Raw genomic sequence first — 12,421 nt, 5'->3', positions numbered from 1 at the left:
GGCAGGGTGGGCAACCCGCTCAGCCGCATCAGACACCGGCGATGCGCGCCTCGCACGCCGACCGTGAGCGTACGGTCGACGTGCTGAAGGCCGGGTTCGCCGAGGGGCGGCTCGCGCAGGGGGAGTACGAGCAGCGGATCGGCCGGGCGTATCAGGCGCAGACCCATGCCGAGCTGCAGATGCTGGTGGCGGATCTGCCGACCGGTCCGGTGGCGCAGTCGCAGTTCGAGCCGCGTCCGGTCCCGGCGACGTTCATGCCGGCCGCGCCGATGCCGATGCCGCAGCAGACCAACAGCTCCGCCACCGCCGCGCTGGTCTGCGGCATCCTGATGCCGGTGACGTGGGGGGTGACCGCGATCCCCGCGGTGATCCTGGGCCACAAGGCGCGCGGGGAGATCCGCCGCACCGGTGAGCGCGGTGAGGGCCAGGCGCTGGCCGGGGTGGTCCTGGGCTGGCTGGGGATCGGCGGCTGGGCGCTCTTCGTCCTGATGATGATGGTGGCGGTCGTCTTCCGCCGTTGATCCATCGTGGTGGTCCGTGCGAAGCGCCCGGGTGACGCGCGGGTGACCTCCGTTCGGCCGTCCGGGTGACAGTCTGTGAGCACTCCGTCCGGTTGCGCCCGGCGTGTCGGCCGCGGGGCATTTGTTTTGACCGGAGTCGGTGAGGTAGGTACGCTCAGACCTTGTGCCTGGGGTGTGCCCTGGCTGCCATGCGTGTCTTCAACCGTATGGCGAGCCACTACCGGCCGCGCCGCAATCTGCGCCCGTTTTCCGCCTCGCGGAGAGTGCTGCAGTGTTCGACACACCCGACCTCGTGGGTCGGAGCGTGTTCCAGGTTAGCTTTACCGTGATCGGCACACAGAAACCGGAGAAGTAGTGCCTACGATCCAGCAGCTGGTCCGTAAGGGCCGGCAGGACAAGGTCGAGAAGAACAAGACGCCCGCACTGGAGGGTTCGCCCCAGCGCCGTGGCGTCTGCACGCGTGTGTTCACGACCACCCCGAAGAAGCCGAACTCGGCCCTGCGTAAGGTCGCGCGTGTGCGTCTGACCAGCGGGATCGAGGTCACCGCTTACATTCCGGGTGAGGGCCACAACCTGCAGGAGCACTCGATCGTGCTCGTGCGCGGTGGCCGTGTGAAGGACCTGCCGGGTGTTCGGTACAAGATCATCCGCGGCTCCCTCGACACGCAGGGCGTCAAGAACCGCAAGCAGGCTCGCAGCCGCTACGGCGCCAAGAAGGAGAAGTAAGAATGCCTCGTAAGGGCCCCGCCCCGAAGCGCCCGGTCATCATCGACCCGGTCTACGGCTCTCCTCTGGTGACCTCCCTCATCAACAAGGTTCTGCTGAACGGCAAGCGCTCCACCGCCGAGCGCATCGTTTACGGCGCCATGGAGGGTCTGCGCGAGAAGACCGGTAACGACCCGGTCATCACGCTCAAGCGCGCGCTCGAGAACATCAAGCCGACCCTTGAGGTCAAGTCCCGCCGCGTCGGTGGCGCGACCTACCAGGTCCCGGTCGAGGTCAAGCCCGGCCGCGCCGCCACCCTCTCGCTCCGCTGGCTCGTGGGCTACTCCCGCGCCCGTCGCGAGAAGACCATGACCGAGCGCCTCATGAACGAACTGCTCGACGCCTCCAACGGCCTCGGCGCTTCGGTCAAGAAGCGTGAGGACACGCACAAGATGGCCGAGTCCAACAAGGCCTTCGCGCACTACCGCTGGTAGTCGCAACCCCCATCGAGACCGAGAGAAGACTGAGCCGATATGGCTACCACTTCGCTTGACCTGGCCAAGGTGCGCAACATCGGCATCATGGCCCACATCGACGCGGGCAAGACGACCACCACCGAGCGGATCCTGTTCTACACCGGTGTCTCGTACAAGATCGGTGAGGTCCACGACGGCGCTGCCACGATGGACTGGATGGAGCAGGAGCAGGAGCGTGGTATCACCATCACCTCCGCTGCCACCACCTGTCACTGGCCGCTCGAAAACGTCGACCACACGATCAACATCATCGACACCCCGGGTCACGTCGACTTCACCGTCGAGGTGGAGCGCTCCCTGCGTGTTCTCGACGGTGCTGTGACCGTGTTCGACGGTGTGGCCGGCGTTGAGCCCCAGTCCGAGACCGTTTGGCGTCAGGCGGACCGCTACGGCGTTCCGCGTATCTGCTTCGTCAACAAGCTCGACCGCACCGGCGCCGACTTCCTGCGCTGCGTCGACATGATCGTGAACCGCCTGGGCGCGGTGCCGATCGTGATGCAGCTGCCGATCGGTGCCGAGGCCGACTTCCAGGGCGTCATCGACCTGGTCCGCATGAAGGCCCTGGTCTACTCGGCCGAGGCGGCCAAGGGCGAGATGTACGACGTCCTCGACATCCCCGCCGACAAGCTGGAGCTCGCCGAGGAGTACCGCGGCAAGCTCATCGAGGCCGTCGCGGAGAACGACGAAGAGGTCATGGAGCTGTTCCTGGAGGGCGAGGAGCCCACCGAGGAGCAGCTGTACGCCGCGATCCGTCGCATCACGATCGCCGCCGGCAAGGCCGAGAACACCACCGTCACCCCGGTGTTCTGCGGTACCGCGTTCAAGAACAAGGGCGTCCAGCCCCTGCTCGACGCCGTGGTCCGTTACCTGCCGTCGCCGCTCGACGTCGAGGCCATCGAGGGCCACGCGGTCAACGACCCGGAGACGGTCGTCGCCCGCAAGCCCTCCGAGGACGAGCCGCTCGCGGCGCTGGCGTTCAAGATCGCCAGCGACCCGCACCTGGGCAAGCTCACCTTCATCCGTGTGTACTCGGGCCGCCTTGTGGCCGGCTCGCAGGTGCAGAACTCGGTGAAGGGCAAGAAGGAACGCATCGGCAAGATCTACCGGATGCACGCGAACAAGCGTGAGGAGATCGAGTCGGTGGGTGCCGGTGACATCGTCGCCGTCATGGGTCTGAAGCAGACCACCACCGGTGAGACCCTCTGCGACGCGGGCAGCCCCGTGATCCTGGAGTCGATGGAGTTCCCGGCCCCGGTCATCCAGGTCGCCATCGAGCCCAAGTCCAAGGGCGACCAGGAGAAGCTGGGTGTCGCCATCCAGCGTCTCGCCGAGGAAGACCCCTCGTTCCAGGTGCACACCGACGAGGAGACCGGCCAGACCATCATCGCGGGTATGGGCGAGCTGCACCTCGACGTGCTGGTCGACCGTATGAAGCGTGAGTTCCGCGTCGAGGCCAACGTCGGCAAGCCGCAGGTCGCGTACCGCGAGACGCTGCGCAAGCCGGTGGAGCGTCTGGACTACACGCACAAGAAGCAGACCGGTGGTTCCGGTCAGTTCGCGAAGGTCCAGATCGCCATCGAGCCGCTCGACGGCGACGGCTACGAGTTCGAGAACAAGGTCACCGGTGGCCGCATCCCGCGGGAGTACATCCCGTCCGTGGACGCGGGCTGCCAGGAGGCCATGGAGTTCGGCGTTCTCGCCGGCTACCCGCTGACCGGCGTCAAGGTCACCCTTCTCGACGGTGCCTTCCACGACGTGGACTCGTCCGAGATGGCGTTCAAGATCGCCGGTTCGATGGCCTTCAAGGAGGCCGCCCGCAAGGCCAGCCCGGCCCTGCTGGAGCCGATGATGAAGGTCGAGGTGACGACGCCCGAGGACTACATGGGTGACGTCATCGGCGACATCAACTCGCGTCGCGGTCAGATCCAGTCCATGGAGGACCGCCACGGCGCCAAGCTCGTCACGGGCCTGGTTCCGCTTTCGGAGATGTTCGGCTACGTCGGAGACCTCCGCAGCAAGACCTCGGGTCGCGCAAGCTACTCGATGCAGTTCGACTCCTACGCCGAGGTTCCCCGGAACGTCGCCGAGGAGATCATCGCGAAGGCCAAGGGCGAGTAGCTCCGTTAGCCGGAACACGCTTTAGGCTTGACACCGTCTGCCGGGGGCAATCCCCGCAATCCGTGAGGATTGCCCCGGCGGTCGGCATCCCAGCAAAGATCACCTGGCGCCGATGAGTAAGGCGTACAGAACCACTTCAGGAGGACCCAGTGGCGAAGGCGAAGTTCGAGCGGACTAAGCCGCACGTCAACATCGGCACCATCGGTCACATTGACCACGGTAAGACGACCCTCACGGCCGCCATTACCAAGGTGCTGCACGACGAGTACCCCGACCTGAACGAGGCCTCGGCCTTCGACCAGATCGACAAGGCTCCCGAGGAGCGTCAGCGCGGTATCACGATCTCGATCGCGCACGTCGAGTACCAGACGGAGAACCGTCACTACGCCCACGTCGACTGCCCCGGTCACGCGGACTACATCAAGAACATGATCACGGGTGCGGCGCAGATGGACGGCGCCATCCTCGTGGTTGCCGCCACCGACGGCCCGATGCCGCAGACCAAGGAGCACGTGCTCCTGGCCCGCCAGGTCGGCGTTCCCTACATCGTTGTCGCCCTGAACAAGGCCGACATGGTGGACGACGAGGAGATCCTGGAGCTCGTCGAGCTCGAGGTCCGTGAGCTCCTCTCCGAGTACGAGTTCCCGGGCGACGACGTCCCGGTCGTCAAGGTCTCGGCGCTGAAGGCGCTCGAGGGCGACGCCGAGTGGGGCAAGTCCGTCGTGGACCTGATGAAGGCCGTCGACGAGGCGATCCCCGCCCCGGACCGTGACGTCGACAAGCCGTTCCTGATGCCGATCGAGGACGTCTTCACCATCACCGGCCGTGGCACCGTTGTCACCGGTCGTATCGAGCGTGGTGTCCTCAAGGTCAACGAGACCGTCGACATCATCGGCATCAAGCAGGACAAGACCACCACCACGGTCACCGGCATCGAGATGTTCCGCAAGCTGCTCGACGAGGGCCAGGCCGGTGAGAACGTCGGTCTGCTGCTCCGCGGCATCAAGCGCGAGGACGTCGAGCGCGGCCAGGTCATCATCAAGCCGGGCTCGGTCACGCCGCACACCTCCTTCGAGGCGCAGGCGTACATCCTGTCGAAGGACGAGGGTGGCCGCCACACCCCGTTCTTCAACAACTACCGCCCGCAGTTCTACTTCCGTACCACGGACGTGACCGGCGTCGTGACCCTCCCCGAGGGCACCGAGATGGTCATGCCGGGCGACAACACCGAGATGAGCGTCGAGCTCATCCAGCCCGTCGCCATGGAGGAGGGCCTGAAGTTCGCCATCCGTGAGGGTGGCCGGACCGTCGGCGCCGGCCAGGTCACCAAGATCAACAAGTAAGTGTTGATCGGGGTAACCCGGTAGCTCCTGCGAGCATTCGAGCCTCGGCTCACGGAAGCGCCCGTACGACTTCGGTCGTGCGGGCGCTTTCCGCTGCCCGGAATCGGGTCGGGCAGTGGGAGCCGGAGTCCGGGGTGGCGGCCGGATGACGCGCCGCTCGCGCGGCGACATGTGTAAGTGATCTCCGGGTGGGATAGCCTCTAAGGCTCGATTGGCCTCGGCCCTCGGCCGTATGGCACACTGTCCAGGTTGCTCGGTTGAGTGCCGATGCTGCGCGCCTCCCGCCGGGGGGACCGGAAGCGAGTCCTAGGTATTCGTCGTCTCTTATCAGAGGCGGAAGTACGGGAATCTTCCGGGAAGCGTCAGCGGGGTGCCTCAGCCAGGCGCTCGGTGGGTGTTCCGCCCCCACGTCTCCTTCTCGAAGGATTTCCGTACGGAAATTTCTCCGGTGGGAGTGCGACACGCCCGACCGCGTGGGTCGGGGGCGGGACGCGTACGCACCGAGTCCCAGAGCGTTACGAGAGACAGGACTACGAAGTAGCCATGGCGGGACAGAAGATCCGCATCCGGCTCAAGGCCTACGACCACGAGGTCATCGACAGCTCGGCGAAGAAGATCGTCGAGACGGTGACCCGCACTGGTGCGTCGGTCGCGGGCCCGGTGCCGCTGCCCACTGAGAAGAACGTGTACTGCGTCATCAAGTCGCCGCACAAGTACAAGGACTCGCGCGAGCACTTCGAGATGCGCACGCACAAGCGCCTGATCGACATCCTCGACCCGACGCCCAAGACCGTTGACTCGCTGATGCGCCTGGACCTTCCGGCCGGCGTTGACATCGAGATCAAGCTCTGAGAGGCGCGGAAGAGATGGCTAAGCAGATCAAGGGCATCCTGGGCGAGAAGCTCGGCATGACCCAGGTCTGGGACGACAACAACCGTGTTGTCCCGGTGACCGTGGTGAAGGCCGGCCCCTGTGTCGTTACCCAGGTGCGCACCAATGACCAGGACGGCTACGACTCCGTCCAGATCGCCTTCGGCGAGATCGACCCGCGCAAGGTGAACAAGCCCCTCAAGGGCCACTTCGCGAAGGCCGACGTCACCCCCCGCCGTCACCTCGTCGAGGTCCGTACCACCGACGCCGGTGAGTACACCCTCGGCCAGGAGCTGACCGCTGAGACCTTCGAGTCCGGCGTCAAGGTGGACGTGACCGGCAAGAGCAAGGGCAAGGGCTTCGCCGGCGTCATGAAGCGTCACGGCTTCCACGGCGGCAAGGCTTCCCACGGTGCCCACCGCGTGCACCGTAAGCCGGGCTCCATCGGTGGCTGCGCCACCCCGGGCCGCGTGTTCAAGGGCATGCGGATGGCCGGTCGTATGGGCAACGAGCGGGTCACCACCCAGAACCTGACCGTCCATGCCGTTGACGCGGAGAAGGGTCTGCTGCTCATCAAGGGCGCAGTTCCTGGTCCGAACGGCGGCCTCGTCCTGGTCCGTACCGCGGCCAAGGGGGCCTGAGGTAACCGATGAGCACCATTGACATCCTTTCGCCGGCAGGCGACAAGGCCGGGACCGTCGAGCTCCCCGCGGAGATCTTCGACGCGAAGGTCAGCGTTCCGCTGATCCACCAGGTCGTTGTCGCACAGCTGGCCGCTGCCCGTCAGGGCACGCACAAGACCAAGACTCGCGGCGAGGTCCGCGGCGGTGGCAAGAAGCCGTACCGCCAGAAGGGCACCGGCCGCGCGCGCCAGGGTTCGACCCGTGCGCCGCAGTTCGCCGGCGGTGGCGTCGTGCACGGTCCCGTGCCGCGCGACTACTCGCAGCGCACGCCCAAGAAGATGAAGGCCGCCGCCCTGCGCGGTGCCCTCACCGACCGGGCGCGCAACAGCCGTATCCACGTCGTCTCCGGCGTGGTCGACGGCGCGATCTCCACCAAGGCCGCCAAGGGTCTCCTCGGCAAGGTCAGCGAGCGGAAGAACCTGCTCCTGGTCGCCGAGCGCTCCGACGAGGCCGCGTGGCTGTCCGCCCGCAACCTGCCCCAGGTGCACATCCTGGAGCCGGGCCAGCTGAACACGTACGACGTGCTCGTCTCCGACGACGTGGTCTTCACCACGGCCGCCCTGGAGTCCTTCGTGTCCGGCCGGAACGCTGAGACCGAAGGGAGCGACGCCTGATGACTGAGGCCGTCGTCACCAGCAAGACCTTCTCGGACCCGCGCGACATTCTTGTCAAGCCGGTGGTCTCCGAGAAGAGCTACGCGCTGCTGGACGAGAACAAGTACACGTTCATCGTCGACCCGCGTGCCAACAAGACCCAGATCAAGCAGGCCGTCGAGGCGGTCTTCTCGGTCAAGGTCTCCGGGGTCAACACGATCAACCGCCAGGGCAAGCGCAAGCGCACCCGCACCGGTTTCGGCAAGCGTGCCGACACCAAGCGCGCCATCGTGACCCTCGCCGAGGGCGACCGTATCGACATCTTCGGCGGTCCGACCGCCTAAGGGCGGTCTGGATCGTCCGGAATCGGACGAGGACTGAGAAATGGGTATCCGCAAGTACAAGCCGACGACCCCGGGCCGTCGTGGCTCCAGCGTCGCCGACTTTGTCGAGATCACGCGGTCCACGCCGGAGAAGTCGCTGGTCCGCCCGCTGCACAGCAAGGGCGGCCGTAACAACGCCGGTCGTGTGACCGTTCGCCACCAGGGCGGTGGCCACAAGCGCGCCTACCGAGTGATCGACTTCCGTCGTCACGACAAGGACGGCGTGCCGGCCAAGGTCGCGCACATCGAGTACGACCCCAACCGCACCGCGCGCATCGCGCTGCTGCACTACGCAGACGGCGAGAAGCGCTACATCATCGCGCCCCGTGGCCTGAGCCAGGGTGACCGGATTGAGAACGGCCCCGGCGCCGACATCAAGCCCGGCAACAACCTGCCGCTGCGCCACATCCCCGTGGGTACGACGATCCACGCGATCGAGCTGCGTCCGGGCGGCGGTGCGAAGTTCGCCCGCTCGGCCGGTGCCTCCGTGCAGCTGCTGGCGCGGGAGGGCTCGATGGCCCACCTGCGTATGCCGTCCGGTGAGATCCGCCTGGTCGACGTCCGCTGCCGCGCCACCGTCGGCGAGGTCGGCAACGCCGAGCAGTCGAACATCAACTGGGGCAAGGCCGGCCGTATGCGCTGGAAGGGCGTCCGCCCGACCGTGCGTGGTGTCGTGATGAACCCCGTCGACCACCCGCACGGTGGTGGTGAGGGCAAGACCTCCGGTGGTCGCCACCCGGTCTCGCCGTGGGGTCAGAAGGAGGGTCGTACGCGTTCGCCGAAGAAGGCTTCGAACAAGTACATCGTCCGCCGCCGCAAGACGAACAAGAAGCGCTAGGAGCGGGTTTAGATGCCGCGTAGTCTCAAGAAGGGGCCCTTCGTCGACGACCACCTCTCCAAGAAGGTGGATGTTCAGAACGAAGCCGGCACCAAGAACGTCATCAAGACCTGGTCCCGCCGCTCCATGATCGTCCCGGCCATGCTCGGCCACACGATCGCGGTGCACGACGGCCGCAAGCACGTCCCGGTGTTCGTCACCGAGTCGATGGTTGGCCACAAGCTCGGCGAGTTTGCGCCGACCCGCACCTTCCGCGGCCACGAGAAGGACGACCGCAAGTCGCGGCGTCGTTGATCGGCGGAGTGCGAAGACTATGACTGACACCGAAGGGACAACCATGGAAGCCAGGGCCCAGGCGCGGTACATCCGCGTCACGCCCATGAAGGCCCGCCGCGTGGTGGACCTTATCCGTGGCATGGATGCCACGGAGGCTCAGGCGGTCCTGCGTTTCGCCCCGCAGGCCGCGAGCGTGCCGGTGGGCAAGGTGCTGGACAGCGCCATTGCCAACGCCGCGCACAACTACGACCACACCGACGCCGACAGCCTCTACATCTCCGAGGCATACGTCGACGAAGGCCCGACCCTGAAGCGGTTCCGTCCGCGTGCCCAGGGCCGCGCCTACCGGATCCGCAAGCGGACCAGCCACATCACCGTGGTCGTCAGCAGCAAGGAAGGAACCCGGTAATGGGCCAGAAGGTAAACCCGCACGGGTTCCGGCTCGGCGTCACGACGGACTTCAAGTCCCGCTGGTACGCCGACAAGCTGTACAAGGACTACGTCAAGGAAGACGTCGCCATTCGTCGCATGATGACGAAGGGCATGGAGCGCGCCGGTATCTCCAAGGTGGAGATCGAGCGCACCCGTGAGCGCGTCCGCGTTGACATCCACACCGCTCGTCCGGGCATCGTCATCGGCCGCCGTGGCGCCGAGGCCGACCGCATCCGCGGCGAACTGGAGAAGCTGACCGGCAAGCAGGTCCAGCTGAACATCCTCGAGGTCAAGAACCCCGAGACCGATGCTCAGCTCGTGGCCCAGGCCGTCGCCGAGCAGCTGTCCTCCCGCGTCTCCTTCCGTCGCGCCATGCGTAAGAGCATGCAGTCGACGATGAAGGCCGGCGCCAAGGGCATCAAGATCCAGTGCGGTGGCCGTCTCGGCGGCGCCGAGATGTCCCGCTCGGAGTTCTACCGCGAGGGCCGTGTGCCCCTGCACACCCTCCGGGCCAACGTCGACTACGGCTTCTTCGAGGCCAAGACCACCTTCGGCCGCATCGGCGTGAAGGTCTGGATCTACAAGGGCGACGTCAAGAACATCGCCGAGGTTCGTGCGGAGAACGCTGCCGCCCGTGCGGGTAACCGCCCGGCGCGTGGTGGCGGCAACGACCGCCCGCGCCGCGGTGGCGAGCGTGGCGGCCGCGGCCGCAAGCCGCAGCAGCAGAACGCCGCTGCCGAGGCCCCCAAGGCCGAGGCCGCTGCCGCTGCTCCGGCGGAGACCCCCGGAACGGAGGCCTGACCGACATGCTGATCCCTCGCAGGGTCAAGCACCGCAAGCAGCACCACCCGAAGCGCAACGGCATGGCCAAGGGTGGCACCGAGCTGGCCTTCGGTGAGTACGGCATCCAGGCCGTCACCCCGGCGTACGTGACGAACCGTCAGATCGAGTCGGCTCGTATCGCCATGACCCGTCACATCAAGCGTGGCGGCAAGGTCTGGATCAACATTTACCCGGACCGCCCGCTCACGAAGAAGCCGGCCGAGACCCGCATGGGTTCCGGTAAGGGTTCTCCGGAGTGGTGGGTCGCGAACGTCAAGCCCGGTCGGGTGATGTTCGAGCTGTCCTTCCCGAACGAAAAGGTTGCCAAGGAGGCGCTGACCCGCGCCGCCCACAAGCTTCCGATGAAGTGCCGCATCGTGCGGCGCGAGGCAGGTGAGTCGTGATGGCGGCCGGTACCAAGGCGACCGAGCTGCGCGAGCTGAACAACGAGGACCTCGTTGCCAAGCTTCGTGAGGCCAAGGAGGAGCTGTTCAACCTCCGCTTCCAGGCGGCGACCGGACAGCTTGAGAACCACGGTCGGCTCAAGTCCGTCCGTAAGGACATCGCCCGGATCTACACCCTGATGCGTGAGCGTGAGCTGGGCATCGAGACGGTGGAGAGCGCCTGATGAGCGAGAAGAATGTGACTGAGACGAACGACCGCGGCTTCCGCAAGACCCGTGAGGGTCTCGTCGTCAGCGACAAGATGGACAAGACCGTCGTCGTCGCCGTCGAGGACCGCGTCAAGCACGCGCTGTACGGCAAGGTCATCCGCCGTACCAACAAGCTCAAGGCGCACGACGAGCAGAACGCCGCGGGTGTCGGCGACCGCGTCCTCCTCATGGAGACCCGGCCGCTGTCCGCCTCGAAGCGCTGGCGCATCGTCGAGATCCTCGAGAAGGCCAAGTAGGCAGTTCCCGTAAGGGAACGCCACGTAATACCGCCTGAGGGTTCCCCCTCAGGTCAGTTCCGCCAGGCTCGGCGGGGCCCCGTTTCACCGCGGGGCCCCGCCGGGAACCGGCAGACGATCAGGAGATAGACGTGATCCAGCAGGAGTCTCGGCTTCGCGTCGCCGACAACACGGGTGCGAAGGAAATTCTCACCATCCGTGTTCTCGGTGGCTCGGGCCGGCGCTACGCGGGCATCGGTGACGTCATTGTCGCCACCGTGAAGGACGCGATCCCCGGTGGCAACGTGAAGAAGGGTGACGTCGTCAAGGCCGTCATCGTTCGCACCGTCAAGGAGCGCCGCCGTCCGGACGGCTCGTACATCCGCTTCGACGAGAACGCGGCCGTCATCCTCAAGAACGATGGCGACCCCCGCGGCACCCGTATCTTCGGCCCCGTGGGCCGTGAGCTGCGCGAGAAGAAGTTCATGAAGATCATCTCGCTCGCGCCGGAGGTGCTGTAACCGATGAAGATCAAGAAGGGCGACCTGGTCCAGGTCATCACCGGTAAGGACAAGGGCAAGCAGGGCAAGGTCATCGCGGCCTTCCCCCGTGAGGACCGTGTCCTGGTCGAGGGTGTCAACCGGGTCAAGAAGCACACCAAGGCCGGCCAGACCGCGCGCGGCTCGCAGACCGGCGGCATCGTCACCACCGAGGCCCCGGTGCACGTGAGCAACGTGCAGCTCGTCGTGGAGAAGGACGGCAAGAAGGTCGTCACCCGCGTCGGCTACCGCTTCGACGACGAAGGCAACAAGATCCGCGTTGCCAAGCGGACCGGTGAGGACATCTGATGACTGCCACCACCAACGCGCCGCGTCTCAAGCAGCGCTACCGCGAAGAGATCGCCGGGAAGCTGAAGGACGAGTTCTCGTACGAGAACGTCATGCAGATCCCCGGCCTGACCAAGATCGTGGTCAACATGGGTGTGGGCGACGCCGCCCGCGACTCCAAGCTGATCGACGGTGCCATCAAGGACCTCACCACGATCACCGGCCAGAAGCCGGCCGTCACCAAGGCCCGGAAGTCCATCGCGCAGTTCAAGCTGCGTGAGGGTCAGCCGATCGGTGCCCACGTCACCCTCCGCGGTGACCGCATGTGGGAGTTCCTGGACCGCCTGCTGTCGCTCGCGCTGCCGCGCATCCGCGACTTCCGTGGTCTGTCGCCGAAGCAGTTCGACGGCCGCGGTAACTACACCTTCGGTCTCACGGAGCAGGTCATGTTCCACGAGATCGACCAGGACAAGATCGACCGTACCCGGGGTATGGACATCACCGTGGTCACCACGGCGACCAACGACGACGAGGGCCGCGCCCTTCTGCGTCACCTCGGCTTCCCGTTCAAGGAGGCGTGAGCGAG

At 66.1% G+C, this 12,421-nt stretch carries 19 protein-coding genes; all 19 read left to right on the top strand.

Going from position 1 to position 12,421, the window contains the following annotated elements; genetic code table 11:
• Positions 1-41 precede the first annotated feature (41 nt).
• The 19 genes from ACZ4U4_RS11420 to rplE all read left to right on the top strand — a co-directional run bounded on the left by ACZ4U4_RS11420 (position 42) and on the right by rplE (position 12,416).
• Positions 42-521 carry a DUF1707 and DUF4190 domain-containing protein gene (locus ACZ4U4_RS11420; RefSeq protein WP_467871735.1) on the top strand — a complete coding sequence of 160 codons (480 nt, stop codon included), beginning with the start codon at positions 42-44 and terminating at the stop codon, positions 519-521.
• Between the two features lie 354 nt (positions 522-875).
• On the top strand, positions 876-1,247 hold the full coding sequence (gene rpsL, locus ACZ4U4_RS11415; protein WP_003948652.1) for a 30S ribosomal protein S12: 372 nt from the start codon (positions 876-878) through the stop codon (positions 1,245-1,247).
• Positions 1,248-1,249: 2 nt separating this feature from the next.
• Positions 1,250-1,720, top strand: coding sequence for a 30S ribosomal protein S7 (gene rpsG / locus ACZ4U4_RS11410; RefSeq protein WP_004571813.1), 471 nt, complete (start codon positions 1,250-1,252; stop codon positions 1,718-1,720).
• A 39-nt stretch (positions 1,721-1,759) separates the two neighbouring features.
• Positions 1,760-3,880, top strand: coding sequence for an elongation factor G (fusA, locus tag ACZ4U4_RS11405; protein ID WP_467871731.1), 2,121 nt, complete (start codon positions 1,760-1,762; stop codon positions 3,878-3,880).
• A 149-nt stretch (positions 3,881-4,029) separates the two neighbouring features.
• Positions 4,030-5,223, top strand: a complete 1,194-nt coding sequence (gene tuf / locus ACZ4U4_RS11400; protein ID WP_393683619.1) for an elongation factor Tu — start codon at positions 4,030-4,032, stop codon at positions 5,221-5,223.
• 543 nt (positions 5,224-5,766) lie between these two features.
• A complete protein-coding gene (gene rpsJ / locus ACZ4U4_RS11395) occupies positions 5,767-6,075 on the top strand; it encodes a 30S ribosomal protein S10 (protein WP_003948644.1) in 309 nt (102 codons plus the stop codon).
• A gap of 14 nt (positions 6,076-6,089) precedes the next feature.
• Positions 6,090-6,734: a 50S ribosomal protein L3 gene (gene rplC, locus ACZ4U4_RS11390; protein ID WP_030283457.1), complete on the top strand. Its 645-nt coding sequence runs from the start codon at positions 6,090-6,092 to the stop codon at positions 6,732-6,734.
• Between the two features lie 8 nt (positions 6,735-6,742).
• Entirely contained in the window at positions 6,743-7,390 is a 648-nt protein-coding gene (rplD, locus tag ACZ4U4_RS11385) for a 50S ribosomal protein L4 (protein ID WP_345088329.1), read from the top strand.
• Positions 7,390-7,713: a 50S ribosomal protein L23 gene (rplW, locus tag ACZ4U4_RS11380; RefSeq protein ID WP_030283453.1), complete on the top strand. Its 324-nt coding sequence runs from the start codon at positions 7,390-7,392 to the stop codon at positions 7,711-7,713. The genes rplD and rplW overlap by 1 nt, the downstream gene beginning before the upstream one ends.
• A gap of 40 nt (positions 7,714-7,753) precedes the next feature.
• Positions 7,754-8,590 (top strand): 50S ribosomal protein L2, encoded by an 837-nt coding sequence (gene rplB / locus ACZ4U4_RS11375; RefSeq protein WP_030283452.1) that lies wholly within the window; start codon positions 7,754-7,756, stop codon positions 8,588-8,590.
• A 12-nt stretch (positions 8,591-8,602) separates the two neighbouring features.
• Positions 8,603-8,884 carry a 30S ribosomal protein S19 gene (rpsS, locus tag ACZ4U4_RS11370; protein WP_014054167.1) on the top strand — a complete coding sequence of 94 codons (282 nt, stop codon included), beginning with the start codon at positions 8,603-8,605 and terminating at the stop codon, positions 8,882-8,884.
• A gap of 43 nt (positions 8,885-8,927) precedes the next feature.
• On the top strand, positions 8,928-9,275 hold the full coding sequence (rplV, locus tag ACZ4U4_RS11365; protein ID WP_019329637.1) for a 50S ribosomal protein L22: 348 nt from the start codon (positions 8,928-8,930) through the stop codon (positions 9,273-9,275).
• On the top strand, positions 9,275-10,099 hold the full coding sequence (gene rpsC / locus ACZ4U4_RS11360) for a 30S ribosomal protein S3 (RefSeq protein WP_399089215.1): 825 nt from the start codon (positions 9,275-9,277) through the stop codon (positions 10,097-10,099). Before rplV ends, rpsC begins: the two co-directional genes overlap by 1 nt.
• Positions 10,100-10,104: 5 nt before the next feature.
• Positions 10,105-10,524, top strand: coding sequence for a 50S ribosomal protein L16 (rplP, locus tag ACZ4U4_RS11355; RefSeq protein ID WP_004571829.1), 420 nt, complete (start codon positions 10,105-10,107; stop codon positions 10,522-10,524).
• Positions 10,524-10,748, top strand: a complete 225-nt coding sequence (gene rpmC / locus ACZ4U4_RS11350; protein ID WP_030283449.1) for a 50S ribosomal protein L29 — start codon at positions 10,524-10,526, stop codon at positions 10,746-10,748. The genes rplP and rpmC overlap by 1 nt, the downstream gene beginning before the upstream one ends.
• Positions 10,748-11,029 (top strand): 30S ribosomal protein S17, encoded by a 282-nt coding sequence (rpsQ, locus tag ACZ4U4_RS11345; protein ID WP_030283447.1) that lies wholly within the window; start codon positions 10,748-10,750, stop codon positions 11,027-11,029. The genes rpmC and rpsQ overlap by 1 nt, the downstream gene beginning before the upstream one ends.
• A gap of 131 nt (positions 11,030-11,160) precedes the next feature.
• Complete coding sequence (gene rplN, locus ACZ4U4_RS11340; RefSeq protein WP_003974257.1) at positions 11,161-11,529, top strand: 50S ribosomal protein L14; 369 nt, start codon at positions 11,161-11,163, stop codon at positions 11,527-11,529.
• A gap of 3 nt (positions 11,530-11,532) precedes the next feature.
• The gene (gene rplX / locus ACZ4U4_RS11335; RefSeq protein WP_018847498.1) at positions 11,533-11,856 is read left to right on the top strand and encodes a 50S ribosomal protein L24; all 324 of its coding nucleotides are present in this window, start codon (positions 11,533-11,535) and stop codon (positions 11,854-11,856) included.
• Entirely contained in the window at positions 11,856-12,416 is a 561-nt protein-coding gene (gene rplE / locus ACZ4U4_RS11330; RefSeq protein ID WP_143940040.1) for a 50S ribosomal protein L5, read from the top strand. The genes rplX and rplE overlap by 1 nt, the downstream gene beginning before the upstream one ends.
• Positions 12,417-12,421 lie beyond the last annotated feature (5 nt).

This window comes from Streptomyces sp. NPDC029159 (genome assembly GCF_055564055.1).
This window is presented reverse-complemented; position numbering and strand designations above follow the sequence as displayed.

Coding starts and splice junctions, on each gene's coding strand:
- ACZ4U4_RS11420 (WP_467871735.1), top strand. CDS start 42: ATGCGCGCCTCGCACGCCGACCGTGAGCGTACGGTCGACGTGCTGAAG.
- rpsG (WP_004571813.1), top strand. CDS start 1,250: ATGCCTCGTAAGGGCCCCGCCCCGAAGCGCCCGGTCATCATCGACCCG.
- fusA (WP_467871731.1), top strand. CDS start 1,760: ATGGCTACCACTTCGCTTGACCTGGCCAAGGTGCGCAACATCGGCATC.
- rpsJ (WP_003948644.1), top strand. CDS start 5,767: ATGGCGGGACAGAAGATCCGCATCCGGCTCAAGGCCTACGACCACGAG.
- rplC (WP_030283457.1), top strand. CDS start 6,090: ATGGCTAAGCAGATCAAGGGCATCCTGGGCGAGAAGCTCGGCATGACC.
- rplD (WP_345088329.1), top strand. CDS start 6,743: ATGAGCACCATTGACATCCTTTCGCCGGCAGGCGACAAGGCCGGGACC.
- rplW (WP_030283453.1), top strand. CDS start 7,390: ATGACTGAGGCCGTCGTCACCAGCAAGACCTTCTCGGACCCGCGCGAC.
- rplB (WP_030283452.1), top strand. CDS start 7,754: ATGGGTATCCGCAAGTACAAGCCGACGACCCCGGGCCGTCGTGGCTCC.
- rpsS (WP_014054167.1), top strand. CDS start 8,603: ATGCCGCGTAGTCTCAAGAAGGGGCCCTTCGTCGACGACCACCTCTCC.
- rplV (WP_019329637.1), top strand. CDS start 8,928: ATGGAAGCCAGGGCCCAGGCGCGGTACATCCGCGTCACGCCCATGAAG.
- rpsC (WP_399089215.1), top strand. CDS start 9,275: ATGGGCCAGAAGGTAAACCCGCACGGGTTCCGGCTCGGCGTCACGACG.
- rplP (WP_004571829.1), top strand. CDS start 10,105: ATGCTGATCCCTCGCAGGGTCAAGCACCGCAAGCAGCACCACCCGAAG.
- rpmC (WP_030283449.1), top strand. CDS start 10,524: ATGGCGGCCGGTACCAAGGCGACCGAGCTGCGCGAGCTGAACAACGAG.
- rpsQ (WP_030283447.1), top strand. CDS start 10,748: ATGAGCGAGAAGAATGTGACTGAGACGAACGACCGCGGCTTCCGCAAG.
- rplX (WP_018847498.1), top strand. CDS start 11,533: ATGAAGATCAAGAAGGGCGACCTGGTCCAGGTCATCACCGGTAAGGAC.
- rplE (WP_143940040.1), top strand. CDS start 11,856: ATGACTGCCACCACCAACGCGCCGCGTCTCAAGCAGCGCTACCGCGAA.